At 58.4% G+C, this 25,380-nt stretch carries 25 protein-coding genes and 2 pseudogenes; 21 read left to right on the top strand and 6 right to left on the bottom strand.

The annotated features are described in order from the left end of the window. From HMPREF2935_RS03590 to HMPREF2935_RS03575, 4 genes are all read right to left on the bottom strand, one after another. The coding region (locus tag HMPREF2935_RS03590) for a trypsin-like serine protease (RefSeq protein ID WP_141756013.1) at window positions 1–710 on the bottom strand (710 nt) is incomplete at its 3' end. Beyond that, window positions 707–889, bottom strand: a complete 183-nt coding sequence (locus HMPREF2935_RS03585) for a hypothetical protein (RefSeq protein WP_070432357.1) — start codon at window positions 887–889, stop codon at window positions 707–709. The genes HMPREF2935_RS03590 and HMPREF2935_RS03585, both read right to left, overlap by 4 nt. A gap of 14 nt (window positions 890–903) precedes the next feature. Continuing rightward, complete coding sequence (locus HMPREF2935_RS03580; protein WP_070732016.1) at window positions 904–1,680, bottom strand: hypothetical protein; 777 nt, start codon at window positions 1,678–1,680, stop codon at window positions 904–906. Window positions 1,681–1,992: 312 nt separating this feature from the next. Next, on the bottom strand, window positions 1,993–2,292 hold the full coding sequence (locus HMPREF2935_RS03575) for a hypothetical protein (RefSeq protein ID WP_246817774.1): 300 nt from the start codon (window positions 2,290–2,292) through the stop codon (window positions 1,993–1,995). Window positions 2,293–3,068: 776 nt separating this feature from the next. On the opposite strand from HMPREF2935_RS03575, the pseudogene eccCb reads away from it, so the two are divergent. The 10 genes and pseudogenes from eccCb to HMPREF2935_RS03525 form a co-directional block, all read left to right on the top strand. Continuing rightward, window positions 3,069–5,474, top strand: a pseudogene (gene eccCb / locus HMPREF2935_RS03570) (type VII secretion protein EccCb); the annotation flags it as partial. Beyond that, the gene (locus tag HMPREF2935_RS03565) at window positions 5,471–6,601 is read left to right on the top strand and encodes a type VII secretion-associated protein (protein ID WP_070732015.1); all 1,131 of its coding nucleotides are present in this window, start codon (window positions 5,471–5,473) and stop codon (window positions 6,599–6,601) included. The pseudogene eccCb and the gene HMPREF2935_RS03565, both read left to right, overlap by 4 nt. A gap of 119 nt (window positions 6,602–6,720) precedes the next feature. After that, window positions 6,721–7,038 (top strand): WXG100 family type VII secretion target, encoded by a 318-nt coding sequence (locus HMPREF2935_RS03560; protein WP_061920581.1) that lies wholly within the window; start codon window positions 6,721–6,723, stop codon window positions 7,036–7,038. A 46-nt stretch (window positions 7,039–7,084) separates the two neighbouring features. Further along, on the top strand, window positions 7,085–7,372 hold the full coding sequence (locus HMPREF2935_RS03555) for a WXG100 family type VII secretion target (RefSeq protein ID WP_061920583.1): 288 nt from the start codon (window positions 7,085–7,087) through the stop codon (window positions 7,370–7,372). Between the two features lie 323 nt (window positions 7,373–7,695). Beyond that, a complete protein-coding gene (gene rplM, locus HMPREF2935_RS03550) occupies window positions 7,696–8,139 on the top strand; it encodes a 50S ribosomal protein L13 (RefSeq protein WP_034656527.1) in 444 nt (147 codons plus the stop codon). Next, window positions 8,139–8,681 (top strand): 30S ribosomal protein S9, encoded by a 543-nt coding sequence (gene rpsI, locus HMPREF2935_RS03545; RefSeq protein WP_070732012.1) that lies wholly within the window; start codon window positions 8,139–8,141, stop codon window positions 8,679–8,681. Before rplM ends, rpsI begins: the two co-directional genes overlap by 1 nt. A gap of 126 nt (window positions 8,682–8,807) precedes the next feature. Continuing rightward, window positions 8,808–10,151, top strand: a complete 1,344-nt coding sequence (glmM, locus tag HMPREF2935_RS03540; RefSeq protein ID WP_062042219.1) for a phosphoglucosamine mutase — start codon at window positions 8,808–8,810, stop codon at window positions 10,149–10,151. Window positions 10,152–10,298: 147 nt separating this feature from the next. Beyond that, on the top strand, window positions 10,299–10,622 hold the full coding sequence (locus HMPREF2935_RS03535; protein ID WP_062035840.1) for a hypothetical protein: 324 nt from the start codon (window positions 10,299–10,301) through the stop codon (window positions 10,620–10,622). Continuing rightward, complete coding sequence (locus HMPREF2935_RS03530; RefSeq protein ID WP_070732009.1) at window positions 10,619–12,253, top strand: hypothetical protein; 1,635 nt, start codon at window positions 10,619–10,621, stop codon at window positions 12,251–12,253. The genes HMPREF2935_RS03535 and HMPREF2935_RS03530 overlap by 4 nt, the downstream gene beginning before the upstream one ends. Further along, window positions 12,253–12,516 (top strand): hypothetical protein, encoded by a 264-nt coding sequence (locus tag HMPREF2935_RS03525; protein WP_062035835.1) that lies wholly within the window; start codon window positions 12,253–12,255, stop codon window positions 12,514–12,516. The genes HMPREF2935_RS03530 and HMPREF2935_RS03525 overlap by 1 nt, the downstream gene beginning before the upstream one ends. Before the next feature lie 62 nt (window positions 12,517–12,578). Here the strand turns inward: HMPREF2935_RS03525 and HMPREF2935_RS03520 are convergent, their stop codons facing one another. Beyond that, window positions 12,579–13,406, bottom strand: coding sequence for a dienelactone hydrolase family protein (locus HMPREF2935_RS03520; protein ID WP_070732150.1), 828 nt, complete (start codon window positions 13,404–13,406; stop codon window positions 12,579–12,581). A 152-nt stretch (window positions 13,407–13,558) separates the two neighbouring features. Here HMPREF2935_RS03520 and glmS point away from each other — a divergent pair, with 152 nt between their 5' ends. The 11 genes and pseudogenes from glmS (at window position 13,559) to HMPREF2935_RS03465 (ending at window position 24,866) form a co-directional block, all read left to right on the top strand. Then, complete coding sequence (gene glmS, locus HMPREF2935_RS03515) at window positions 13,559–15,430, top strand: glutamine--fructose-6-phosphate transaminase (isomerizing) (protein WP_070732007.1); 1,872 nt, start codon at window positions 13,559–13,561, stop codon at window positions 15,428–15,430. 136 nt (window positions 15,431–15,566) lie between these two features. After that, entirely contained in the window at window positions 15,567–16,661 is a 1,095-nt protein-coding gene (gene alr, locus HMPREF2935_RS03510) for an alanine racemase (protein ID WP_061920597.1), read from the top strand. After that, entirely contained in the window at window positions 16,654–17,118 is a 465-nt protein-coding gene (gene tsaE, locus HMPREF2935_RS03505; protein WP_061920598.1) for a tRNA (adenosine(37)-N6)-threonylcarbamoyltransferase complex ATPase subunit type 1 TsaE, read from the top strand. Before alr ends, tsaE begins: the two co-directional genes overlap by 8 nt. A 65-nt stretch (window positions 17,119–17,183) precedes the next feature. Then, window positions 17,184–17,651 (top strand): hypothetical protein, encoded by a 468-nt coding sequence (locus HMPREF2935_RS03500; protein WP_070732005.1) that lies wholly within the window; start codon window positions 17,184–17,186, stop codon window positions 17,649–17,651. Continuing rightward, the gene (gene tsaB / locus HMPREF2935_RS03495; protein WP_062042203.1) at window positions 17,651–18,319 is read left to right on the top strand and encodes a tRNA (adenosine(37)-N6)-threonylcarbamoyltransferase complex dimerization subunit type 1 TsaB; all 669 of its coding nucleotides are present in this window, start codon (window positions 17,651–17,653) and stop codon (window positions 18,317–18,319) included. Before HMPREF2935_RS03500 ends, tsaB begins: the two co-directional genes overlap by 1 nt. Next, a complete protein-coding gene (rimI, locus tag HMPREF2935_RS03490) occupies window positions 18,316–18,786 on the top strand; it encodes a ribosomal protein S18-alanine N-acetyltransferase (RefSeq protein WP_061920604.1) in 471 nt (156 codons plus the stop codon). The genes tsaB and rimI overlap by 4 nt, the downstream gene beginning before the upstream one ends. Then, complete coding sequence (gene tsaD / locus HMPREF2935_RS03485; protein ID WP_062042200.1) at window positions 18,783–19,832, top strand: tRNA (adenosine(37)-N6)-threonylcarbamoyltransferase complex transferase subunit TsaD; 1,050 nt, start codon at window positions 18,783–18,785, stop codon at window positions 19,830–19,832. The genes rimI and tsaD overlap by 4 nt, the downstream gene beginning before the upstream one ends. A gap of 105 nt (window positions 19,833–19,937) precedes the next feature. Next, window positions 19,938–20,366, top strand: a complete 429-nt coding sequence (locus tag HMPREF2935_RS03480) for a hypothetical protein (protein WP_062042197.1) — start codon at window positions 19,938–19,940, stop codon at window positions 20,364–20,366. Window positions 20,367–20,529: 163 nt separating this feature from the next. Further along, the gene (gene groES / locus HMPREF2935_RS03475) at window positions 20,530–20,829 is read left to right on the top strand and encodes a co-chaperone GroES (protein ID WP_269465448.1); all 300 of its coding nucleotides are present in this window, start codon (window positions 20,530–20,532) and stop codon (window positions 20,827–20,829) included. 6 nt (window positions 20,830–20,835) lie between these two features. Further along, entirely contained in the window at window positions 20,836–22,452 is a 1,617-nt protein-coding gene (groL, locus tag HMPREF2935_RS03470; RefSeq protein ID WP_062042194.1) for a chaperonin GroEL, read from the top strand. Between the two features lie 66 nt (window positions 22,453–22,518). Continuing rightward, window positions 22,519–24,866 (top strand): annotated as a pseudogene (locus HMPREF2935_RS03465) (ATP-binding cassette domain-containing protein). Window positions 24,867–24,876: 10 nt separating this feature from the next. Here HMPREF2935_RS03465 and HMPREF2935_RS03460 read toward each other — a convergent pair. After that, on the bottom strand, window positions 24,877–25,167 hold the full coding sequence (locus tag HMPREF2935_RS03460; RefSeq protein WP_070732003.1) for a WhiB family transcriptional regulator: 291 nt from the start codon (window positions 25,165–25,167) through the stop codon (window positions 24,877–24,879). Window positions 25,168–25,380: the final 213 nt, after the last annotated feature.

Genomic DNA, 25,380 nt, shown 5'->3' with positions numbered 1-25,380 from the left:
TCTTGGCAAGTGGGATTCGCTCCTCCTGCTGTATGGACAGCATAAATAGTGTTTCCGGAGTATATTGCACCGCCGGAGTCTCCAGAGCACGACCAGGCGTCGGTAGTAGCAACGCTCTGGAGAATGTTGGAAAAGCTGCTTGCTTCAAATGAGTACTTATCATAGTACGCAACTACACGAACCTCAGCTGTGGAGGGGAAATCATGGTATCCCCCATACCCAATCAAACTAGCTTCATCATTAAAGGTTAAGGACTTTGTGGGTAGCTCAAAAGAATCAGCATTAATTCCGTCAGAAACTTTAATCAATGCAACATCTTCTGTTTCTCCCTTAGTATATACGTCTTCCACCTTCGCGCTTTGACCGTCATATTGCCTAATGAATCCCGAAGCACTCTGACCATTGAGTCCTTGGACACAGTGACGTGCGGTTATCCAAAAACCATTTCTCAGGTGATTGACCGTGCATCGCTTTTTCATTGTTTTCTCCGATTCTTTTATCCAAAGTTGTCCAACCCGGTCGTCTTGTTGCACAACTTTGCTCGAAGATTTTAGAGAAATCATTTCAGCAGGAAGTCCCTCTCGACCGCTATCCATCAACAGAGTACTTTCAAACTTCATCCCTATAAAAAGGGAGCCAAACACCAAAAGAACAGGTAACAGCGGTGAGAGAAAAGCTAGCTGCATTATGTGGCGCAGGGAGCCAGTCATTTCCTGCCAGAGCGCTCAGCACTCATAGCTCTCGCCAACATCAAAAAGCCGACGGACAGCAAAGAGAAAAATGCTATGGCGCCAATCTCTAAGGTACTAGGATCGTCAAAGCACCTTGGCAGCAGGACAACGACCAGCGCTGCAGAAAAAGCACCGAAGAAAAGAATTGCAGCTTTCATTCCGCACCCCTCAACTAAAGCTTAAAGCATTCGATGACACCGGCGATATCGCCGGTGCCGATGGTGGCAAGCGCTCCAATGCAGGCTGCACATACCGCCGCGCCGATAGGCTCTACACCACAGGCTGTTGCACAAGTCGAACCGATCAGTCCAGCAACCACTCCATTAACACCAAGAATGGCACCAATGCACGCGGTCTTCTCTCCCCAGCCCTGTAGCTCAGGGGTGTCAGGATCGGCCTTTGGGACATTTTGGTTAGCCTGAAGGGTGGCTCCGTCAACGTAGTCAATGTCAAGGCCTTCGTCTTTAACAAGCTGATCATCCTTGAATACTTGGACGTTAAACTTGTTGTCAGAGCCTTTTGTATAAAGCGTCTCCGATTGGCCAATTGGAGACGAATGATCTTCCGTCTTGTAGGCAACGGTTATGTTACTGAGGTAATTATATTCTCCCTCGTTCGAATAAGGTACAGTAACGAGATCAAAGCTTTCTCCGTCATCACTCTTTACCGTCGTAACCTTTGTATTGTCGAGATCTAGGCGATCGGCGTCACCATGAGCATGGATTTTTCCCTTACTGACATTTTCCTTAGCGTCTTTTAGAAGTTCCGCTTTGTCTGGAGACTGGGTTGTATCCTTCGTGTTGGATGGGCCATTCGACGCTGCACAAGTACTGTTTGAAGCATTAGCTTCCTTATGTGGCATATCGACAGCGGTAGCAGTAGAAGCAGACCCAATCAAAATGGTGCCGGCTGCAAAGAAAGACATAATCTTGGAAGCAGATTTCAACATGATACCTTCTCCTGGCTCGTTGACGTGAAGTAACTATTGGAAATCGCCGGAAAATACCCTTTTTAGATCATAAATCTACAGAATTGTCAGAAATAGAAAGGGCAATTTCAATAACTTTCCGACGTTAACATGCAGCATACATCATATGAGAATAAATAAATATCTTTCATGTTTAAATTTTAGTTAAACTTATATTTCAATATAGTTAATTAAACTATATTGAAATTCCTTCTACCCTTTAGAATTTAAAGGTGCCTCCACAATTTGAACTCCAGTGCTTCCAACGACGAGAAGCACTGGGGGAGTTTCCTTTTATTGAGAGTCTTCCAGCCGTTCTTTGAGACTGGTGGCTAAGCCTAGAAGTTCGTCCGGGTTATCTGCAGGACACTGTTGGGTCAGATTCCTCTGTGTCGCGCGCACAAACTTGGCGAGTATGCCGGCGTCGCGGGCCAGTGGGGAAGTTGAAGGAAGTTCCGCCAGTATTGCTTGCAGGTGTTTGGCTGCACTGTTGGCGGCGTCTAGTGCGTACTCGTAGTCTCCAGTATCCCCGTGCGCCCCAATAAACAACGCGCACAGGTGCGTGTCCTGGGCTTCATGCACAATGCCAGCCATTGCCGTTCCTTAGTCATGTCGTTTTCCAAGTGGTTTTATTTTTAGTGAACTCTCCCATGTTCCGCGGGGCCTTCATCACCTGCAGAGCAGGAACCCCGATGAAAAACACGATTAGGGTGGTTGCGTCGTGCTAATGCAGTTGCAGAGTGGTCCGTCCTTGACACATAATGGGGACGAACAAAACAATGGTGTATGTGTGTTGTTCAAGGAAACTGTGATGATGGGTTATCACCACCACATTTCAATGTGAACCCACTGAACAGAGAGTCTTTAGTTAGGTGATTGCAGCGCCTGACTAACCCCCAGGGTTGCTCCCTGGGGGTTTTCCTTTTGGGTTGTGGAAGTTTCGCGGAGAGAGTGTCTGATGGTTTGTGTGTGGGCGCCTAACCTGCATGAGGAGATGGACAGTAGAATGACTACTGTGGCACGACGAAATCCGGCTGATAAGGCTAAGATTGATGCGATTGAAAAAGCGTGTCAAGTTGTTTGTGTGTGGGGATCGGATCACAATATCAATCTTGGTAGCACGCTGCACCTGTCAATGTCGGAAGCCTCGAGTGTATCGGGGAGGGGCTTTGAGGGCTTGGGTTACGGCTCTACATACCAAATCAGGAAAATTTAGAAACTTCGGTACATAAAATATTTTAAATTTTCCTATTTTCTAGCGCAGGGTTAAAAGTAAGCCCCTAAGCCCCCACATCAATCAGTATGTCTACCACGCGCAGTATTTCGTCCACTGCCCGTAGACGGGGTTACTGTATCGTACCTATAACCCAGGTTCTGGTAAGAGCGAGCTCCTTCGAACACTCGTGACGTCTTTGGCGGCCACACATACGCCGGCCGAGTTGAACCTGGTGCTCGTGGATTTCAAGGGTGGCGCCACCTTTTTGGGCTGTGATTCGCTACCGCACACCTCGGCGGTGATTACCAACCTGGAGGATGAATCCACGCTAGTAGAGCGCATGCACGATGCTATCTCCGGCGAGATGAATCGCCGCCAGGAGCTGCTGCGTGCGGCGGGTAACTTCGCCAACGTCGATGCCTTCAATGCTTCGGCGTCTGCGGTTGGAAAATTCGGTCCGTTGCCGGCGCTAGTCATCGTGGTCGACGAGTTCTCGGAGTTATTGGGGCAGCATCCTGATTTCGCGGAGCTTTTCGTCGCGGTGGGCAGGTTGGGCAGGTCTTTGCATGTGCACCTGCTTTTGGCATCGCAGCGCCTGGAAGAAGGCCGATTGCGCGGGCTGGATTCGCACCTTTCTTATCGCATCGGTTTGAAAACGTTTTCCGCAGCCGAATCCCGTCAGGTACTTGGTGTCACGGATGCTTATCATCTGCCAGCCCAGCCGGGCGCGGGCTATCTCAAGACGGATGCCGATGCCCCAGTAAGCTTCCAGGCCACGTATGTATCGGGTCCGGTTGAACGCCAAATTCCCGTGGCTGTCGGTTCCTCCGAGGAAGGCGAGGTAGCTGCGCATGTCGCGCGCGGGCGAGTCAGCCTTTTCAATGGCTGGTCCGAAAATACGGATGAGGATGCAAAGCCTGCACAACCAGATACGCAGACGGTGGTGGACGATACACAAACGCTTCTCGACGCCGTGGTCTCCGCCGCCGCAAGTGAGGCACAACGCCGTCAGCAGAAAGCACATCGTATCTGGTTGCCGCCGCTGCCTGATGTAGTGGAGCTTTCCAAGGTGGTGGGTAATACCCGCGAGCAATTGGCAGAACAAGCAGGGCCGCCGAACCTGGAAGCGGCGCTCGGCATCATCGATAGGCCATATCACCAGCGCCAAGATCGCCTCCTCGTAAACCTCGCAGAAAAAGGCGGCCATCTAGCCATTTGCGGCGGGCCGCAATCGGGTAAATCCATGGCGTTGCGCAGTCTAGTGAGCACCTTGGCGGTGCTGAACCTGCCTGCGCAGGTGCGTTTCTACGTCATCGATTTAGGAGGCGGGGACTTGGCTCCGTTGGAGCGTCTCCCGCATGTCGCCGGTGTGGCTGGACGTGCAGAACCCGAAAAGGTCCGCCGCATCGTGGATGAAGTAGCAGGGCATATTCGGTGTCCAAGTGAGACCCATACTTTTCTGGTCATCGACGGCTGGCACCACATTGGTACGGCTGGTGCGGAATACGAGGATTTATCTGAAGCTATTACCGGCATCGTTGCCGATGGTGCCTCAGCCAATATCCATGTGGCGGTAAGCACGAACCGTTGGACCAGCCTGCGGCCAAACGTGCGTGACCTTATTTCTCAACGATTGGAGCTGCGCCTCGGCGAGGCGATGGACTCGCTCATCGACCGAAAAGCCCAACAAAAACTGCCGAGCGCACCGGGTCGGGGCCTTACTGGGGAAGGCGAGAACATGCTCATTGCGGTAACTGCCAATCAGGACATCGCTCACGTCGGGCGCCTGCATGCGGACTCACTTCCAGCCCCGGCTCTGAAGATGCTGCCGGATAGGCTTGATGAGGTACCCGCTCAAGATGCAGAAGCTGGTATCCCATGGGGAATTGGTGGACCGGATCTCGAGCCGCTCTATTGGAACCCAGACACGACTGCGCATGTTGTCTGCGTGGGCTCTCAAGGCTCTGGAAAATCTACCTTCCTGCGCACCCTGGTTCGTGGAATCGAGGCATTCCCGCGTGAGGAAGCCCGCTTGGTTGTTTTGGACCAGCGCCGCGCACACCTGGGGGAGTTCAACCCTGAGATGGTCGCGGCCTACGCGGCAAACACCGCCGCCTGCCAACAAGTCATCAGCGATACCGTACGCACCCTGGAAGCCCGAATGCCGAGCGCGGAAGTGACCCCGTCCGAGTTGGCGGCCCGCTCGTGGTGGGAGGGGCCGGAGATCTATCTAGTCATTGAGGACCTTGATCTCATAAGCGAGATCACTTTGGCGCCTCTCCTTGAGCTGCTTCCGCATGCCCGGGACATTGGCCTCCACCTCATCATCAGCCGCAAGTCTGGCGGAATCTCGCGCGCCTTGTTTAGCCAATTCCTCTCTGCAGTACGTGACCTGCAGCCGGCGGTATTCCTTCTCGATTCCGATCGCGAGGAGGGCACCATTTTCGGACTTAAGCCAGCGGTCCAACCAGCTGGCCGGGGCCAATGGTCCGTCCGCGGGGCGCTTATCGGCATTGCCCAATCTCTCTACACCGAACCAAACCAGGAGAATGACTCATGAATTCCATCTTGACCGGCGACAATCCCGCTACTGGTTGGACAGAAACCGAAACTCTCGTCGTTACCATTTTGGATGCTGCCACCATCTTTGAAGGTCCTGAAACTGTCTACCGTTATGACCTGCCAGGCACGGGCATCGTCGAAGGCTGGGCGTTAAACGCCGTCGTGGAACAATGCGTGAAAATCTGCGGTCCGCAATGGCCGCAGGTTAACGCCGAGGTGATCGTTGATATTTCCGGTACCGCCGTATCTTTCGAAGCGGCGGAAATTCTGCGTCGCCAGCTCGCTGTGACCGGCGTATCCGTAGCTCCCAGTGAGGAAGAAGACTTTGCAAGGCCTGCCTCGCAACCCAGCCCGCTAGAGAGTGGGCCACTAGAAAATGAAGCGGTAGAAAACGCTGAATCTTCAGCCGGACAACCGGCACAAATGTTGCGAACAAATAACGGCGAAGAATCCGGTGATAACACCAGCCTTAAGCCAGAAAAACTACGCGTTAAAAAGGACGGCATTGTAAGCAAGGTGGCGCTGCCGGGCTGGTTCGATCCCTTCTACGCCTCCATAGCGGCAATCGTGCTCATTGTCGCTGTCCTTTCATGGTGGGCAGTGGGGCGAAGTACCGAGACTGCGCCAGCGGCGGAGGTGGTGCCTTCGGAAGAGGAGGCTTCGCCAAGCGCTCCTGCAAAAGAAGACACGAGCGCTAACACGGAAGATGGGGCACAGCCGGAACTCGCGCCGGGCCAAAAAGAACTCGATGTTGAGGGCATGCACGTGGTCTTGCCCCTTGGATTTCAAACGGAGGTCAAAGACGGGCTCGTCACGGCAACTGGCGAAGACCCCAACCTGCGAATTCTGCTTGCAGCCGATCCACTCTATGCAGTGCCAGCCGACATGCTCTTGAAGGAACTCCATGCCGAAATCGAGGCCGATCCCGCCCTAGGCGAGGCTCACGAAGAAGCAGGCCGGCTTTCTTACACAGAAGACCCCGGAGATGGTTCCAAGATCGCGTGGATGACGTGGGCTGACAAGGACCATCAGCTATCCGTGGGTTGTCATACAAGGTACGAGGCCAACGTGGTGCAAAAGGCTGCCTGCCGCATGGCCGTGGAATCGCTGGTCAAAAAGATCTAAAAAATTTGGCGCTGTGGGAACCGCTTGCGGAAAAGGACAGTCCAATAAAGATGAGAAAGCCGCACTCGGCTTTTTCGGGGGAAATACACACCACTTGAGCCCAAAGGGAGGGGCAAGAAATGACTCAGCTGTTCAAGACTGAAGCCGATGTAATGGTGGCCACCGCTGGCCGCGTGGACACCACCAACGATGAAGTGCAGGGGGAACTGACTCGTCTCCAGGGCGTAGTGGATTCTGTACGAGCTAACTGGGACGGCCGTGCACAGGTCTCCTTCGACAACCTGATGCAGCGCTACAACACCTCGGCGCAGCAGCTGCGCGAGGCACTGACCTCGATTTCTGACAATATCCGTGACAACGCACGTCACTTCGATGACGTCGAGGCCACCAACGCACAGGCATTCAGCAACGTCGGCGGCGCGGGCCTCGCGCTTTAAGCACACATCATTGGCAAATACTGGACAAGAAGAAAAGGAAGAAAGCATGTCTGCCATCAAGTACGAATTTGGTGCCATCGCCGGCGCTGCCGCTGATATCAACTCCACCTCCGGCCGCATCAACGGTCTGCTCGGTGACCTGAAATCCACCCTGCAGCCGATGGTTGCTACGTGGGAAGGCGAGTCGGCTGCTGCATATAACGAAGCACAGGCTAAGTGGGATAAGGCAGCGGCGGAGCTCAACACCGTGCTGGCCACCATCTCGAAGACCGTCTCGCAGGGCAACGACGCAATGAGCGACGTCAACCGCCGCGCAGCTGCAAGCTGGGGGTAAAAGCTTTCACGCGCACAAGCGCGCAGCCGGGCCCAGAATTTCACCGTTAGAGCAGGGGTTTCAGGAGGCGAACGCAACCAGCTGCGTGTTGTGGAAAAGTTCCTTGCACTACTTTTGGCAACAGCCTTTAGTGGGGCAGGGGACTTTTGGCGTTTTAGCGGCGTTTTGGGTTTTAAGCTGCGCCCGAGTAGGGTTATAGCCCTATGTGTTCGCGCTGTTTATAGCGCGCGTTTTCTGCAGGTCCCCACCGGCCGCTGTAGCAAAGCGTTTGGACATTCATAGCGTTGGCCGGCAGTCCTCAGACAGACTTTCAAGGAGTCATTTTGTCTACTTTCCACCCGAAGAGCGGTGACATCACCCGCAAGTGGTACGTCATCGACGCTACCGATGTGGTACTGGGCAAGCTTGCTTCCACCGTTGCAGACATGCTGCGCGGTAAGCACAAGCCACAGTTCGCACCGAACGTTGATTGCGGCGACCACATCATCATCCTGAACGCGGACAAGATCCACGTTTCCTCCAATAAGCGCGAGCGCGAGATGCGCTACCGTCACTCCGGTTACCCGGGCGGCCTGAAGTCCATGACTCTTGGTCAGTCCCTGGACACCAACCCGGTTCGCGTTATCGAAGAAGCTGTTAAGGGCATGATGCCGCACAACAAGCTTTCCGACGCCTCCATCAAGAAGCTGCACGTCTTCGTTGGTGAGGAGCACCCTTACGCCGGTCAAAAGCCGGAGACCTTCGAGTTTAAGCAGGTGGCACAGTAATGACCGAGCAGAACATCGCAAACGCTGACAACAACGTAGCCGACGCTGCCGACATCGCTGCAGCATCCGTTGCGACCGAGGAGTTCACCAACACCATCGGTGATTCCATCGCTACTTCCACCGAGGCAGAGGCTGAGGCCGCTGCTCCGATCCACGAGGGCCCGATCCAGACCGTCGGTCGCCGTAAGCGCGCCGTCGCTCGTGTTCGCCTCGTTGCTGGTTCCGGCGAAATCACCGTTAACGGTCGTTCCTTCGAGAACTACTTCCCGAACAAGCTGCACCAGCAGGACATCCTCCTGCCGCTGACCCTGCTTGAGCGCGAAGGCCAGTTCGATATCAAGGTCACCGTTGCAGGTGGCGGCCCGACCGGCCAGGCAGGCGCTCTGCGTCTGGCTATCGCTCGTGCACTCAACGTCTACAACCCGGCTGACCGCGCTGCCCTCAAGAAGGCTGGCCTGCTCACCCGTGACGCACGTGCCGTCGAGCGTAAGAAGGCTGGTCTGCACAAGGCACGTCGTGCCCCGCAGTACTCCAAGCGTTAATTTTTCGCTTACGTACAGCTCAAGCCGTTGCTTCCTTTTGGGAGGCAGCGGCTTTTGCCGTTTTCGCACTCCGCAAGGCTTACCTCATGCTGCGTGGTGGTGGGGCCAACGTGCATAATTGGATCCATGACTCGACTTTTTGGAACCGACGGTGTTCGCGGTCTTGCGAACTCGAAGCTCACCCCAATCTTGGCTCTGCAGCTGGGACAAGCAGCGGCGGAAGTGCTTACCGCCAACCGCGAGTCCTACGAGCGGCGGCCCCTGGCCATCATCGGCCGCGATCCCCGCGTCTCTGGCGAAATGCTGGATGCTGCTATTGCTTCCGGCCTGGCCTCCCGTGGCGTCGACGTCGTGCGGGTGGGAGTTTTACCCACCCCAGCTATTGCCTTCCTGACCGATGATTATGGGGCAGACCTGGGCGTGATGATTTCCGCATCCCATAACCCGATGCCGGACAATGGAATTAAGTTCTTCTCCGCGGGCGGCAAGAAGCTGCCTGACGACGTCGAGGATCAGATCCAGGCCGCCATGGAGACGCTGACCGAACATGGTCCAACGGGCACCAAGCTGGGGCGCATCATCTCAGAGGCACCAGACGGCCGCGAGCGCTACCTGAAGCACCTAGCGGAGGTCGTTACTACCGACCTCAGCGGCATCAAGGTCGTTGTGGATGCCGCAAACGGTGCCGCCTCCAAGGTCGCACCGAAGGCGTACGCGGACGCGGGTGCTGAGGTCATTGCCATCCACAATAAGCCGAACGCCTTCAACATCAACGAGGATTGCGGTTCTACCCACATCGAGAAGGCCCAGGCGGCCGTCGTCGAGCACGGCGCTGACCTCGGCCTGGCACACGACGGCGACGCTGACCGCTGCCTGGCTGTCGACGCCGAGGGAAACGTCGTCGACGGTGACCAAATCATGGCCCTTCTGGCAGTGGGCATGAAGGAAGAAAATGACTTGCGTTTCAACACTCTCGTTGCAACGGTGATGTCCAACCTCGGACTGAAGCTTGCCATGCAGGAACAGGGCATTGAGGTCAAGGAGACCGCCGTCGGTGACCGCTACGTCTTGGAAGAGCTCAACCGCGGCGACTACTCGCTGGGTGGCGAGCAGTCTGGTCACCTGGTGCTGCCGGATGACTGCACCACTGGTGACGGCACGCTGACCGGCTTGTCCATCATGGCTCGCATGGCTAAGTCCGGTAAGTCTCTCAAAGAACTGGCGTCCGTGATGACCGTGTTGCCGCAGGTGCTTATCAACGTCCCGGTTTCCGATAAGTCCAGCATCATGGCTTCTCCGGAAGTTCAGGACGCAATCGCTGAGGCCGAGTCTGAGCTCGGCAGCACCGGCCGCGTTCTGCTGCGTCCTTCCGGCACGGAGGAGCTTTTCCGCGTGATGGTCGAAGCCGCTGAAGAGGAGCAGGCACGCAAGGTAGCAGGACGCCTTGCAGCTGTCGTTGCAGCTGTATAAGCAGCCCTTGCGCATAATTTAAAAGCCAGTCCGTGCGGTGAATTTGCCGTGGCGGGCTGGCTTTTGCAATTAGTGGGGAACCGAAGGCGGTTGTGGACAGTCCAATAAGGGCAAGAAAGAATCTTGGCAGGCCAAGGAGTGCCCACAGTGACTGACGTATTTTTCGACGAGCAAGATATAGCCCAGCGCTTAAACCGCGTGATTGAGGAAAACCAAGCCCAGCGCAGCGCCCACGTGGCAGATGTTCCCGCCTTTTCCCCGGCGGCGGCAGGCCGCGACTTTGCCGGGCAAGGCGCGCGCATCCAGGCCATGTTGGAAAGGCTGCACTCGCGCGGCGTCTGGCGCTTGGATAACATCACCGCCACCGCGGAGGCTGCCCGCGCCCAGATTAAGGAATTCTCTGCCTTGGACGAGGCCAACGCGGCAAGCCTTACCCACGTGGAGCCATCCTTTGGCGGTGGGGTCCGATGAGCACCACGAAGTCTTTGTTAGGGGATTATTCGCAGGCCGTCTCCCAGTTTCAGGCCGCCAGCCAGGGCAGCTATGCAGGCCCCAGCACGCCACTAGATTTGCTGGGCGGCATGATTGGTTCCGTCGATGGAATCAAGCCACAGGAACTGGTGCGCGGTACTTCCGCCGCGATGGGCGGACGCCGGCCTGCCCGCGGTGGCGGTGGGCTGAAAGGCTTCCTAGTGGGAACGGTGCTGAGCATCGCGGGAAATGCCCTGATGGATCACCTCGGCGGAGTACAGAAGGACTTTGAGCAAGAGCGCGACGAGGCCGATGAGCTAACCGGTAAGGCGCAGCAGTGTTCCAATGCCATCGAGGACATCGTCGGTGTTTCGGATACTTCTTTGACGGAGCTGTTTTCCGCGGTGGTGCCGTTGCTCAACATCTTGACGATGATCGCCTCCAAGCACCCACTCGGCCGCTTCATCGTCCCGATTATTTCGTCTATCGGCGCCAACGTCATCGAGCAAACCAATGACATGGTGATGACCACCTGTCGCGACCGGGATTCCGCAATCGAGCAGTGCTACGACAAGTTCGAGGAGTGCTGCTCCAAGGTATGTGAACGGGAGCTTCCTGAGACTCCGCCTGAGCCTGCGAGAGGTTGTACACCCCCGCTTGCCGACGCCCCGTGTCCATCCGCCCCGCCCACCGTCACCGGCCAGCCGCCTGCCGATACTACGCAGCCTGCCCAAACACCGCCGGCCGAAGTGTGCAATGCTCCAGCGCCACCTGCGAAGACACCGCCTACCTGCACCACTCCCGCTGGTGCACCACCAGCTCCACCGAATCCTGCACCGAATCCTGCACCGTCTCCCGTGCCGCCTACTGCGCCGCCTACAGTTCCATCTGTAGCGCCACCGGTTGCGACACCGCCGCCGCAGTCGCCGGTTTGCCCGCCTCCTGCAGCTCCTGTTGAGCAGCCTTGTACGCAGCCAGCGCAGGCGCCGGTGGCGCTCGAGCCAATCCAACCTGCACAGACGCCGTGTCCGGAGGAACAGCCGCGGCAGGTTACAGTCCAGCAGGACACCGAAGTACAGCATGACGCCGAAACTAAGCAGGAGACAGCTGAGTGTGAGCAAGAGATAGTCGAGTGTGAGCAGGAAACCACACGGGTAGCCCAACAATGTCCACCGGAGCAGTCGTGCTGTGGTTGCCTCGGCGCATTGGGCGTCGGCATTGCCATCATCGGCGTGGGATTGCTGGCTGCCGCTGCAGCTGAGTGCCTTGAGAATATGCCGATTCCTGAAGAACCATGCCCGGAACCGCCGCCAGCGCCTGAACCGCCGGCACCTGAACCGCCAGCGCCGGAACCATGTCCGCCGCCAGCGCCAGAACCACCGGCGCCTGAGCCGCCGCAGGATGGCGTCATTCCACCTCCGCCAGAGCTTGCGGAAGTAGAAGAGCCTACACCGCCGCCGGAGAAGGTTGCGCACATGCAGGCAGCGGGCGCACCAGCGCCGCCGCCACCGTCAGAGCCGGCTCCAGCACCTGAACCAGCACCAGCACCGCCGCCAGCACCACCGGCGCCGGATCCAGCACCAGCACCAGAAGATAAAACAGTTCACGCACGGAAGGCAGGGCAGTGGTAATGGCAGCAGTAAATGATGAATTCGCGGAATTTGCGCGTGGCTTTAGGGAGCGGACTGCCGCCCGCCTCCTCGAATTCGAAAAGGCAATGGCTCAAGCCCAAGACCAACTCGAAAAGTCCGCTGAAAAAGCAACGGCGAGGGCGAAGATGAACACGCGGCAGGCGGCGTCGGCAAGCGAGTCGCGCCAGCACTCCGCCTTCCTAACCCACGGCAAGCGCCGCGGAAGCGGGCAAATCAAATCTGTGCTGCGGCGCAACCAATAGCGGTAAATAAAAAGCCAGCCCGCGTTGTGCGGACTGGCTAGGCGGTGCAGTGACTGCGAATATTAGCGGTGAATACCGGCCTTCTTGCGCAGTTCTTCACCAAAAATACTCTTCACGCCCTTAGCGCTTGCATCAGCTTCGGCGAAACCGTCGTACTTGGACTCACCTGCAAGCGTCGACAGCAGGAAGCCGGTGACCAAAGCGCGTGCGGTTTCAGTCGGGCCTGACTGGAACGCACCGGAACCGACGGCCAGTTTGAAGAGGCGATCCTCAGTGAAACCAGCCTGGGTGCCCTTGGCCAGCTCGCGGTAAGCCACCTCGCTGCCCCAGTTGTCAGCCAACTGCGCAGGGTTGCCAGCGCGGAAAAGATCCTCGCGCTCGGAACCGATAATCAGGCCCGGAGCCGTGATGGACTTAGCCGCTGCATAAGACGAAGGCGCAGTATCTGCCGGGTACAGCGCCGCTACGGCGCGAACCTTTGGGTTATCAACCGCTGCCAGCGCGGCGATGCCGCCGCCCATGCCGTGGCCGACGATGCCGAGCTTGGAAGGCGATACCGCGATGTTGCCCGTGCCCAGCTTGACGCCAGCTGCAATTTGCAGTGCAGATTCGACGTCCGCAGCGAGATTGCGGTGGCTCGGGTTAATACCCGTCTCCGTATCAGGGGCAACCACCACGATGCCCCAGCTAGCCAAATGGCGCAGGGTAGCGTGGTAATTCTTAACCTTCTTCGTCCAATCGTGGGCGAAGGCCACAGCTGGCAGGCCCTTGCCCTCAGCTGGGGTATAAACCTTGCCGTTGATGCCGGCATAAGAAAGATCGCCGACGAGGACGCGGTGGGGGCCGCGCTTGGACAGAGTTCCTAGATGCTTCTTTAGATTCGCAGACACGTATTCCAGAATAGAGGAAGAAAGCACGGTGGCGGGGGATAAGCCATATTGATGGCTCAGAATGAGGGTTTTCTTTCGCGGTTGGCGGCGAAAGAAAAGCTTTAACTTTGCAGTGAAGAGGTTCCAATTCCTATGAGGTAGGATCGAGGCTTATGTGTGGAATTGTTGGATACGTAGGTCACGCATCCAGTGGCCGTGAATACTATGCCCTGGACGTTGTGCTGGAAGGCCTTCGCCGTCTTGAGTACCGAGGCTATGACTCTGCCGGCGTCGCAATGTACGTCGATGGCGAAATTAACTGGCGCAAAAAGGCCGGCAAGGTTGCTGCCCTCGAAGCAGAGATCGCTTCCCGCCCTTTGCAGGACTCTGTCCTGGGCATCGGACATACCCGTTGGGCAACTCACGGCGGCCCAACCGATCTGAACGCCCACCCGCATGTAGTTGACGGCGGCAAGCTGGCAGTTGTTCACAACGGCATCATCGAGAACTTTGCTGAGCTGAAGGCCGAGCTGACCTCCAAGGGCTATAACTTCGTTTCCGAGACCGACACCGAAGTTGCTGCCACCCTGCTGGGCGATATTTTCCACAATGAAGCTGCAGGTGACCTCACCAAGGCGATGCAGCTGACCGGCAAGCGCCTGGAAGGTGCTTTTACCCTTCTGGCAATCCACTCCGAGCAGGCTGACCGCATTGTTGCCGCCCGCCGCGATTCCCCGCTGGTCATTGGCCTGGGTGAGGGCGAGAACTTCCTGGGCTCCGACGTCTCCGGCTTCATCGACTACACCAAGTCCGCCGTCGAGATGGAAAATGACCAGGTCGTTACCATCACTGCTGACGAAGTTTCCATCACTGACTACGAAGGCAACGCTGCACAGGGCAAGCCATTCGAAATCATGTGGGACGCAGCTGCCGCAGAAAAGGGTGGCTTCAACTCCTTCATGGAAAAGGAGATCCACGACCAGCCAGCTGCTGTACGTGACACCCTGCTCGGCCGCTTTGACGGCCAAGGCAAGCTGACCCTGGACGAGGTTCACATCGATGAGACGGTTTTGAAGTCCATCGATAAGATCATCGTCATCGCCTGCGGTACCGCTGCTTATGCAGGCCACGTTGCGCGTTACGCAATCGAGCACTGGTGCCGTATCCCAACCGAGGTCGAGCTGGCGCACGAGTTCCGCTACCGCGATCCGATCGTCAACGAGAAGACCTTGGTCGTCGCTTTGTCCCAGTCCGGCGAGACCATGGATACCTTGATGGCGGTGCGCCACGCCCGTCAGCAGGGTGCCAAGGTGATCGCTATCTGCAACACCCAGGGCTCTTCCATCCCTCGCGAGGCCGACGCTGCGCTGTACACCCACGCCGGCCCGGAGATCGCCGTTGCTTCCACCAAGGCCTTCTTGGCGCAGATCACCGCGACCTACCTCCTCGGCCTGTACCTGGCGCAGCTGCGCGGCAACATGTTCGCCGACGAAGTAAACGCGGTTCTGCAGGAGCTGCGCGATATGCCGGAGAAGGTCCAAGCAGTCATCGACAACGAGAAGCAGGTCACCGATCTTGCTAACTCCATGCAAAACGCCGAGTCCGTTCTCTTCTTGGGCCGCCACGTTGGCTTCCCAGTTGCGCTTGAGGGCGCGCTGAAGCTGAAGGAGATCGCATATCTGCACGCCGAGGGCTTCGCTGCCGGCGAGCTCAAGCATGGCCCAATCGCGCTCATTGAGGAGGGCCAGCCGGTCTTCGTCATCGTTCCTTCCCCGCGTGGCCGCGATTCCCTGCACTCCAAGGTCGTATCCAACATCCAGGAAATCCGTGCCCGTGGCGCAATCACCATCGTTATTGCTGAAGAAGGCGACGATGCTGTGGAGGCATATGCTAACCACGTCATCCGCATTCCGCAGTCCCCGACGCTGATGCAGCCGCTGTTGGCCACGGTTCCGCTGCAGATCTTCGCCTGTGGCGTTGCCACCGCAAAGGGCTACGACGTCGACCAGCCGCGTAACTTGGCTAAGTCCGTCACCGTCGAGTAAAAGCTCGCTTTAAATCCGGAAGTACCCCTCGCCTTATGGTGGGTGCTTCCGGATTTTGCGTTTTAACCGCACGAGAAATCCGCGCCGCGTGCTGCTGCGTTAGTCCTGCACACCAGTGCAGTGGCACAATAGACCCATGCTTCGTACCAGAATCGACCTTGACGCCATCGCCCACAATGTTTCTTTGTTAAAGAAAAAGGTGGCTCCCGCGCAGCTCATGTGCGTGGTGAAGGCGGATGCCTATGGCCACGGCGTTAAAGAAGTCGCGCCAGTGATGGCGCGTGCGGGTGCGGATGCTTTCGGTGTGGCGACTTTCGAAGAGGCCATTGAGCTGCGGCGCAGCGGAATCGATCAGCCGATTGCGGCGTGGATTTGGGACTCCACGCAGGAAATCGCGGAGGCTTTGGCATGCCGCATCCACATTGCAGTGCCCTCCTTGGTACACGCGCGCCGCTTGGTGGAATCGGAGATTCCGGCGCAGGTTTATATCAAGGTTGAAACCGGTCTGCATCGCTCCGGCGTGGAGGAAGCGAACTGGGATGCTACTTTCGCATTGCTTCGCGACGCCCCGCAGGTCGAGGTTCTAGGCCTCATGTCGCATTTTGCGTGCGCGGATGAGCCAGATAATCCCTTCAACGACGAGCAGGAAGCTAATTTTCGCCGCGCGCTGGAGCTGGCCCGGGCTGCAGGCCTGGAATGCCCAGTAAATCACTTGGCCAATTCCCCGGCTGTTTTGGACCGACCTTCCTCCCATTTCGAGATGGTCCGTCCGGGCTTGGCTTGTTATGGCCTGGAGCCGATCCCCGGCCTCGAGCACGGCTTGAAGCCGGCGATGACTTGGGCGGCGAGCGTCGTCAACGTCAAGCCGATTCAGCCAGGCGAGGGCACCTGCTACAACCTCACGTGGAAGGCCGAGAAGCCGGGATTTTTGGCCACGATTCCGTGCGGATACGCCGACGGTTTGCCGCGCAACTTTCAGGGCAGGCTTAAGGTCGGCATCGGCGGCAAGCTTTACCCACAGGTGGGCCGCGTGTGCATGGACCAGATTGTCGTGGACTTGGGTGAGAACGAGTACGGCGTCGAGCAAGGCGACGAAGCCATTATCTTCGGCGAAGGCGGCCTGAGCGCGACGGATCTGGCGGAGGCCACCGGAACCATCAATTACGAAATCATCTGCCGTCCCACTGGCCGCACTGCCCGCCACTTTGAGGGAGGAATCGGGCATGCGTAGCCAGTTTCCGCAGCAGGGCCAAAAGCAGGTAGCTACTGCCGAAGCCGCCCGCGAGCTGGGAAAGGAACTGGGGGCGGCGCTTGAGGCTGGCGACCTCGTCATCCTCGACGGCCCGCTAGGCGCAGGCAAGACCACCTTCACCCAAGGCATTGCCGAAGGCATGCAGGTCAAAGGCCGCGTCACCTCGCCGACTTTCGTCATCGCCCGCGAGCATCGCTCGACCGTCGGCGGCCCGTCGCTCGTCCACGTCGATGCTTACCGCCTGCTGGACCACTCCGACGATCCCCTAGGCGAGCTCGACGCGCTGGATTTGGACACCGAGCTTGACGACGCCGTCGTCGTCGCCGAGTGGGGCGGCGGCTTCATGGACCAGCTCGCGGAGGCCTTTTTGCTGATCAACATCAACCGTGAGGCCGCAGACGATACTCGCGTGTTTACCTGGAACTGGGTAGGTTAACTGCCTTCTTGTAGGATAAGCGGGGTCAACTAACCCCCACATGACGTGCAAGGAGCGCTTTCAATATGACCAAGGTCGGTCAATTCATCACCACATTCCTCATCGGATTGTTCATCATCGCCCTGGGCGCGATGATTGCGCTGTCGAGCATGCGTGAGCAGCCACCCGTGGAGCGCACCTTAGAAAGCGCTGTCGACTCCCTTGATAAGACCAACTTGACTGTCAGCGCCGTCGCTCCGAGCGAGGTTCTGGGCCGTAACTGGCAGGGCATGACCACCATCTGCGCTGGCACCAAGTTGGATGAGATCAAGAAGATGTACGGCATCGACCCGCAAGCCTTGGGCATTGATGAAGACGTCGACGCGGACACCAACTACTTCGTTGCCATCGGCGGCAACAATGAGTTCTACGCAGAGAAGCTCAACCGCGAAAAGATCGCCCTGTGCCCGACGGGCCAGCCGTTGCAGCCTGCTGCCACCCAGTCTCTGCTGCCATTTATCAAGGAAGGCGATACCTGGAAGCTGGGCGCCTAATGCTGGTTTTAAGCATTGATACCGCAACGACTGACCTGGTTACCGGTGTAGTAGATACCGAATCCGGTGCGGTCAGCGAGCGGATTATCACCGATACCCGCGCGCATAACGAGCAGTTGATTCCCACCATCCAGCGCCTGCTGGAGGAAAAGGGAATGGGCTTTGCCGATTTGGACGCAATTGTCGTGGGGTGTGGCCCGGGCCCGTTTACGGGTTTGCGCGTAGGTATGGCCACCGCATCCGCGCTTGGCGACGCCCTCGGTATCCCGGTCCACGGCGTCTGCTCCCACGACGCCATCGCTGCCGAACACGGCGCGGATAGGCGCATCCTCGTGGCAACCGATGCACGGCGTAAGGAAATCTACTGGGCGACCTATGCAGAAGGCGTGCGGGTGGAAGGCCCGGGCGTCGTCAAGCCGGGCGAGATAGCCGTGGAGGTGGAAGCGGTAGTTATCCCAGGTAACCTGGTTGAAAAGCTGCCCGAGGCCCTGCAGGCGCTGCCGCACGTGGCGGCGAATCCGCGCCCGGCCGGTTTGGTTGCCGTCGCCGACCTTTCCGCGACGCCAGCTCCGTTGACCCCGCTGTACCTGCGTCGTCCAGACGCCGTGCCGCCGAAGCCAAAGCCGCGCTCAGCCGCCCTTCCCGACATTTCCGGGCTAAGTCTGTGAAGCTGCGCGAACTAACCGCCGTCGATGCGCAGCGCTGCGCGGAGCTGGAGAAAGTGCTTTTTGCAGGGGAAGGGCCGTGGCCGGCGGAGGCCTTCGTGCAGGAAATCGCACACGGTCACACCTTTTATCTAGGCGTGGAAGACGAGGACGTATTGGTTGGTTATGCCGGCATCGGCATGATGGGACCTGTTACCGACCCGGAATTCGAAATTCATACCATCGGCGTCGATCCCGCGATGCAGCGCCGTGGGGTGGGCAGGATGATGATGGATAACATCGTCTATATCGCTGACCTGAAAGACGCCCCGGTTTTTCTCGAGGTTCGTGTGGGCAACGATCCCGCCATTTCCATGTACGAAGCCTACGGTTTTATTAAGACCGGCATCCGCCGCAATTACTATCAACCTTCAGGCGCGGACGCGCACACTATGTTCCGCCCGCGTAAAAGCGAAAGGACCGCGAAGTGAAAATCCTCGGAATCGAGTCTTCCTGCGACGAAACCGGTGTAGGAATCATCGAGCTGGACGCGGATGGCCATATGGAAATCCTGGCTGACAGCGTTGCCTCGTCGATGCAGCAGCACGCTCGCTTCGGCGGCGTGGTTCCGGAGATCGCCTCGCGTGCCCACCTGGAGGCTATGCCGCAGGTGATGCGCGCAGCACTGGAGGAGGCGGGGATTTCCAAGCCGGATGCCGTTGCCGCGACGGTGGGGCCGGGCCTGGCGGGTGCCTTGCTGGTGGGTGCTTCCGCGGCGAAGGCCTATGCGGCCGCCTGGGGCGTGCCTTTCTACGGCGTCAATCACTTGGGCGGGCACGTAGCCGTGGCCAACCTCGAAGGTGAACAGCTGCCGCACGCAGTGGCTCTTTTGGTCTCCGGCGGCCACACCCAGCTGCTTGAGGTTGAGGCGGTGGGAAAGCCCATGAAGGAATTGGGCAGCACGCTTGACGACGCCGCCGGCGAAGCCTACGACAAAGTCTCCCGCCTTTTGGGGCTGGGCTATCCGGGAGGACCGGTCATCGACAAGCTGGCTGCGCAAGGCGAGGCCAACATCGACTTTCCGCGGGGCCTTTCGCGTGCGGAGGATCTGCGCGGCGTGCATCGCCATGACTTTTCTTTCTCCGGCTTGAAGACCGCCGTGGCGCGGTACGTGGAAAAGGCGGAGAAGGAAGGACGCGTCGTATCCATCGAGGATATTTGCGCTTCCTTCCAGGAGGCCGTGGCGGATGTGCTGACCGCGAAGGCCGTGCGGGCCTGCCAGGACACCGGCGCCAAGGTGCTGCTGCTGGGTGGTGGCGTGGCTGCGAATTCGCGCCTGCGGCAGCTGGCGGCCAAGCGTTGCGAATCGGCGGGCATCGAGCTGCGGGTGCCGCGTTTTAAGCTGTGCACCGACAACGGCGTGATGATTGCAGCCGTAGCGGCGCAGCTCATTCATGAAGGCGCGGAACCTTCCGGCCTGGCCTGCGGCACCGATACCCAGCTCGAGGTTGAAGTCCCGCTCGTTAGCGCAAACTAACATTCACCAAAAGTTTTCCTTCCTCCGGATGCGGGGTAGTTAAAGCGACGGTAATGTGCGGAAGCGATATTGCCCTACTGGCTATTGAAGGAGCCTTACCCCATCATGACCACCGGTTTTCTCGTTAATCCAGATTTGACCCGCCGCAAGATCGAATTCGATCTTGAGCACGCCAACCAGTTCCTGGGCGGCACCACCGAAGACCGCGTCGCCGTCGTGTTCCAAGACGACGGTTCCACCTATGCCGCGCTTTTTAACCCCAATGCCAAGGCTGAGGGCGCGGAGCCGAATCCGGTTGCCTCCCTGGCGCGCAATGCTGCCGATACCGGTAACTCGGCATTCCTGCAGGACCCAATCCGCGCTATTAGTGGTCCGGTCATCTTCGTCGAAGCAGACGGTGAGTCTGAGAACTTCGACGAGGTCATCGAGGCAGTCGAGCACGGTATCCGTGCCGTTAGCAATTACCGCGAAGACTACCCAGAAGAGTATGGCCTCTGGCGCGCGGCGGTCATCAATTCTGAAAAGTCCGTCTAAGTTTCATAGGCTTCGCCGCGCCTCCGGAGTTTGTTGAGGGTTAGCAGTCGCAAGGGTAGAGTGCTAGGAAGGTTGTTTGACCCACAGTTGTTCACCCGCGACGACGGCTGTGCTGGACATCCACAACCGGCACATACAACTAACTGATTCAAATTTCGGAGGAATCACCATGGCAAACATCAAGCCACTTGAGGACAAGGTTCTCGTCCAGATCGTAGAAGCAGAAACCACCACCGCTTCCGGCCTGGTTATCCCAGACTCCGCTAAGGAAAAGCCGCAGGAGGCTACCGTCATCGCCGTCGGCCCAGGCCGCACCAATGACAAGGGCGAGGTCGTTCCGGTCGGAGTCAACGAGGGCGACACCGTAATCTTCTCCAAGTACGGCGGCACCGAGCTGAAGTACGACGGCCAGGAGTACCTCCTGCTGTCTGCACGTGACCTGCTCGCAGTCATCGAGAAGTAGGCCTTCATGCCAAAGCTGATTGCATTTGACCAGGAAGCTCGCGAGGGCATCCAGCGCGGCGTTGACACGCTTGCTGACGCAGTCAAGGTCACCCTCGGCCCCCGCGGCCGCAACGTTGTGCTGTCCAAGGCCTTCGGCGGCCCCACCGTCACCAACGACGGCGTGACCATCGCCCGTGACATCGACATCGAGGAGCCTTTTGAGAACCTCGGTGCACAGCTGGTGAAGTCCGTGGCCGTGAAGACCAACGACATCGCCGGTGACGGCACCACCACCGCAACCTTGCTCGCCCAGGCGCTCATCTTCGAGGGCCTGCGCAACGTTGCCGCTGGTGCCAACCCAGTTGAGCTGAACCGCGGTATCGCTGCGGCGGCGGAAAAGACCGTCGAAGAGCTGATGAAGCGCGCAACGCCGGTGAACTCGGCGTCGGAAATCGCGCAGGTGGCAACCGTTTCCTCCCGCGACCCAGAGGTCGGCGAGATGGTCGCCGGCGCCATGGACAAGGTGGGCAAAGACGGCGTTGTAACCGTCGAGGAGTCCCAGTCCATCGAGTCCTCCGTGGACGTAACCGAGGGCATTTCCTTCGACAAGGGCTACCTTTCTCCGTATTTCGCTACGGAAGAAGAGACCTACAACGCAGTGCTTGACGACGCAGCCATCCTCCTCGTCCGCAACAAGATCTCCTCTCTGCCGGACTTCCTGCCGCTGCTGGAGAAGATTGCTGAGTCGTCGCGTCCTACCTTGATCATCGCGGAAGATGTGGAAGGCGAGCCGTTGCAGGCACTCGTTGTTAACTCCATCCGCAAGGTGCTCAAGGTTGCCGCCGTGAAGGCCCCGTACTTCGGCGAGCGCCGCAAAGGCTTCATGGATGACCTGGCTGTTGTCACCGGCGCCACCGTTGTGGACCCTGAGGTAGGCATCAACTTGAACGAGGTTGGCCTCGAGGTGCTGGGCTCTGCCCGCCGCGTGACGGTTTCCAAGGAAGACACCGTCATCGTTGACGGCGCTGGCGAAGCTAGCGCTGTGGAGGAGCGTCGCGAGCAGCTGCGCCGCGAAATCGAGCGCACCGATTCCACCTGGGATCGCGAGAAGCTCGAGGAGCGTCTGGCGAAGCTGTCCGGCGGCGTTGCCGTCATCCGCGTCGGCGCTGCTACCGAGACCGAGGTCAACGAGCGCAAGCTGCGCGTCGAGGACGCCATCAACGCTGCCCGCGCGGCCGTCGATGAGGGCGTCATCGCAGGCGGCGGTTCCGCACTCGTGCAGATCTCCAAGGAACTGGAAAAGTTTGCCGAGGAGTTCGAGGGCGAGGCCAAGACCGGCGTGCTCTCCGTATCCCGCGCGCTGACCCGCCCGGCTTACTGGATCGCGCAGAACGCTGGCCTGGACGGCTCCGTCATCGTTGACCACGTTTCCGCACTCGAGAACGGCCACGGCTTCAACGCCGCCACCCTGGAGTACGGCAACCTGCTGGAGCAGGGCATCATCGACCCAGTTAAGGTCACCCACTCCGCAGTGGTTAACGCCACCTCCGTTGCCCGCATGGTTCTGACCACCGAGGCATCCGTAGTGGAAAAGCCAGCTGAGGAAGAAGCTCCCGCTGCTTCTCATGGCCATCACCACTAATTTTTAGCCGCGAATCACCCCGGGTCTCCCACGTGGAGGCCCGGGGTTTCGTCTTAGGATGGCTAGGTGCACAATCAAGAATTCATCCGCGTTGTCGGCGCGCGCGATAATAATCTCAAAGAGATAAGCGTCGATATCCCTAAGCGGAAACTCACCGTGTTCACCGGTGTCTCTGGTTCTGGCAAGTCCTCTCTCGTATTCGGAACCATCGCTGCAGAATCTCAGCGGCTTATCAACGAGACCTACCCGGGTTTCGTGCAGGGCTTTATGCAATCCCAGGCCCATCCCGACGTCGACGAGCTCAGCGGCCTTACCGCCGCCATTGTGGTGGGGCAGGAGCGGATGGCAGCCAACTCGCGTTCCACTTTCGGTACCGCAACGGATATCACCGGCGCTCTGCGCGTGCTTTCTCGCGCATTGCCTCTCCGCGCGTGGGTGGACCCGCGGCATATTCCTTCAACGTTCCTTCCGCCAGCGGGCAGGGCGCTATCGAGGTCAATGGCGTGAAAGAGGTTCGCCGTTTTGAGCGGACCGGTGGAATGTGCCCGACCTGCGAGGGCACGGGCCGCGCCTCGCAAATCGACCTGAAAGAAGTCGTGGACGAGTCCTTGAGCCTGAACGACGGCGCCATCTTGTACCCCGGCATGAAAGTCGGCTCCTGGCTGTGGAAGGCCTACGCAGAGTCAGGGTTGTACCCGGCAGATAAGCCGGTCGAGGATTTCACAGAGGAGCAAAAACACGCGCTGTATTACCTGAGCGACGTCAAGACCAAAATCAACGGCATCAACATGAGCTACCAAGGTCTTATCGTGCGCTTGCAGTCCTCCGTGCTGTCGAAGGACAAAGATAGCCTCCAAAAACATATGAAGGCCTTCGTGGAACGCGCAGTGGTCTTTGCGGATTGTCCCGACTGCGGCGGCACACGTCTGGCGCAGCATGCCCGCGAATCTTTTATTGCGGGCAAGTCCATCGCCGACGTCTCCGACATGGAGCTTACTGAGCTCGACGAGTGGCTTTCTGCCATCGACGCCCCGTCCGCCGCGCCGCTGCTGGCCTCGATTAGGCGCTCGGTGGCTAATGCGGTGGAAATCGGCTTGGGCTACCTTACCTTGAGTCGTGCCACGGGCACGCTCTCAGGCGGCGAGGCGCAGCGCACCCGAATGGTCCGTCACTTGGGCTCCGCGCTTACCGACGCCACCTATGTCTTCGACGAGCCCACCGTCGGCCTGCACCCGCATGATATCGCCCGGATGAATAAACTCCTGCTGCAGCTGCGCGATAAGGGAAACACCGTTCTCGTGGTGGAGCATAAACCGGAGACCATCGCTATTGCCGATTACGTCGTCGACTTAGGGCCCCGCGCTGGCAGCCAGGGTGGGGAAGTGGTCTTTACCGGTTCCGTCGATAAACTGCGCGAGGCGGATACCTTAACCGGCCGCCACCTAGCGGACCGCGCCCAGTTCAAGGAAGAAACTCGCACTCCTTCGGGCGCCATCGAAATCCATAACGCCCAGCGCAACAACCTACGCGGCATCGACGTAGACATCCCGCTCGGGGTGCTCAGCGCGATTACCGGCGTGGCCGGTTCCGGTAAGTCCTCGCTTTTGGCGTGCCTGCCAGAAGAAGTCCAAGAACGCATCTTCTTCGTCGACCAAACCCCGATCAAAGGCTCGCGTCGCTCCAACCCCGCGACGTATACCGGCGCGTTGGACTCCATCCGCAAGGCGTTTGCGAAGGCGAACAGTTTTGAAAGCGACGTCGTCAAGCCTGCCCTGTTTTCTGCGAACTCCGAAGGCGCGTGCCCAAATTGCAATGGTGCGGGAGTCATCTACGTGGAATTCGGATTCATGGACGGCGCTGACGTGCCGTGTGAGGTCTGTGAAGGCAGGCGCTTTTCCGAAGACGTGCTGCGTTACGAGCTAGGCGGCAAAAACATCGCCGACGTACTGGAAACGCCAGCTGCTGAGGCTGCGGCTTACTTCGCGGAAAATAAAGTTGCCGCTGCGAAGAAGGTCTGTGAGATCCTGGTCGCCGTGGGGCTGGGATATATCACCTTGGGCCAACCACTCAACACTCTTTCCGGCGGTGAGCGTCAGCGCCTGAAATTGGCCGTCCACATGGCGGATAAGAAGGCGCAGGCTGATGTTTTGGTGTTGGATGAGCCATCGACGGGCTTGCACTTGGCGGACGTCGATAAGCTGCTCGAATTGCTCGACCACCTGGCCGAGGAAGGCAACACCGTGGTGTGCGTGGAACATCACCTAGCTGTGGTCGCACACGCGGACCACATCATTGATTTAGGCCCCGGGGCAGGCTCCGCAGGTGGCGGGTTGGTTGCCGCATGCAGCCCTCGCGAACTCGCCGGCAACGCCTCCTCTGTGACTGGGCGTTACCTCGCTGAATATGTGGCCTAAACGGTGACCCCTAAACAGTGACCGTAGCGCGGGTGCGCAAAGCAGCCACGCGCTCGGATTCGCTCATGCCGCCCCACACGCCGTACGGTTCCGCGGAACTTAGCGCATGCTCGCGGCATAGCTCGAGGACCGGGCAGGACTGACAAATTGCCTTAGCGCGGTTCTCACGCTGGGCGCGAGCGCGGCCACGCTCGCCGTCTGGGTGATAAAACACGTCCGAACTCTCTCCTCGGCATGCACCCTGCAGCTGCCAATCCCAAAAGTCAGCGTTAGGGCCGGGAAGCGAATGGGGCTGAGACATGTTCAAAACTCCTTTAGTAAATACCCTGCGCGCATGAATTCGCGCCATGGAGGAATAAGACGATTTAGAAGTTTCGACGCACGTGGTAAACGAATGGTTACCGGATTGTTTCCCCTATATGGATTCTTTACGCGGAGGGCATTTTTAGCGGGTCTGAACTGCGCGAACAGCAAAGGTAAACGGTGTATGAACTTTTGGCGCGCCGGGAGTAAA

The sequence above is a fragment of the Corynebacterium sp. HMSC076D02 genome, from assembly GCF_001813815.1.
In the GTDB taxonomy this organism is placed as follows: domain Bacteria; phylum Actinomycetota; class Actinomycetes; order Mycobacteriales; family Mycobacteriaceae; genus Corynebacterium; species Corynebacterium simulans.
The sequence above is the reverse complement of the archived record's forward strand: the minus strand, read 5'-3'. Positions and strand labels throughout refer to the sequence as shown.

Excerpts from the sequence above, each read along its gene's own strand:
- HMPREF2935_RS03525 (WP_062035835.1), top strand. The coding sequence starts at position 12,253 with ATGGCAGCAGTAAATGATGAATTCGCGGAATTTGCGCGTGGCTTTAGG.
- rpsI (WP_070732012.1), top strand. The coding sequence starts at position 8,139 with ATGACCGAGCAGAACATCGCAAACGCTGACAACAACGTAGCCGACGCT.
- glmM (WP_062042219.1), top strand. The coding sequence starts at position 8,808 with ATGACTCGACTTTTTGGAACCGACGGTGTTCGCGGTCTTGCGAACTCG.
- HMPREF2935_RS03555 (WP_061920583.1), top strand. The coding sequence starts at position 7,085 with ATGTCTGCCATCAAGTACGAATTTGGTGCCATCGCCGGCGCTGCCGCT.
- glmS (WP_070732007.1), top strand. The coding sequence starts at position 13,559 with ATGTGTGGAATTGTTGGATACGTAGGTCACGCATCCAGTGGCCGTGAA.
- HMPREF2935_RS03575 (WP_246817774.1), bottom strand. The coding sequence starts at position 2,292 with ATGGCTGGCATTGTGCATGAAGCCCAGGACACGCACCTGTGCGCGTTG.
- groL (WP_062042194.1), top strand. The coding sequence starts at position 20,836 with ATGCCAAAGCTGATTGCATTTGACCAGGAAGCTCGCGAGGGCATCCAG.
- HMPREF2935_RS03565 (WP_070732015.1), top strand. The coding sequence starts at position 5,471 with ATGAATTCCATCTTGACCGGCGACAATCCCGCTACTGGTTGGACAGAA.
- tsaE (WP_061920598.1), top strand. The coding sequence starts at position 16,654 with ATGCGTAGCCAGTTTCCGCAGCAGGGCCAAAAGCAGGTAGCTACTGCC.
- tsaB (WP_062042203.1), top strand. The coding sequence starts at position 17,651 with ATGCTGGTTTTAAGCATTGATACCGCAACGACTGACCTGGTTACCGGT.
- alr (WP_061920597.1), top strand. The coding sequence starts at position 15,567 with ATGCTTCGTACCAGAATCGACCTTGACGCCATCGCCCACAATGTTTCT.
- HMPREF2935_RS03585 (WP_070432357.1), bottom strand. The coding sequence starts at position 889 with ATGAAAGCTGCAATTCTTTTCTTCGGTGCTTTTTCTGCAGCGCTGGTC.
- HMPREF2935_RS03580 (WP_070732016.1), bottom strand. The coding sequence starts at position 1,680 with ATGTTGAAATCTGCTTCCAAGATTATGTCTTTCTTTGCAGCCGGCACC.
- HMPREF2935_RS03530 (WP_070732009.1), top strand. The coding sequence starts at position 10,619 with ATGAGCACCACGAAGTCTTTGTTAGGGGATTATTCGCAGGCCGTCTCC.
- HMPREF2935_RS03460 (WP_070732003.1), bottom strand. The coding sequence starts at position 25,167 with ATGTCTCAGCCCCATTCGCTTCCCGGCCCTAACGCTGACTTTTGGGAT.
- HMPREF2935_RS03560 (WP_061920581.1), top strand. The coding sequence starts at position 6,721 with ATGACTCAGCTGTTCAAGACTGAAGCCGATGTAATGGTGGCCACCGCT.
- HMPREF2935_RS03480 (WP_062042197.1), top strand. The coding sequence starts at position 19,938 with ATGACCACCGGTTTTCTCGTTAATCCAGATTTGACCCGCCGCAAGATC.
- HMPREF2935_RS03500 (WP_070732005.1), top strand. The coding sequence starts at position 17,184 with ATGACCAAGGTCGGTCAATTCATCACCACATTCCTCATCGGATTGTTC.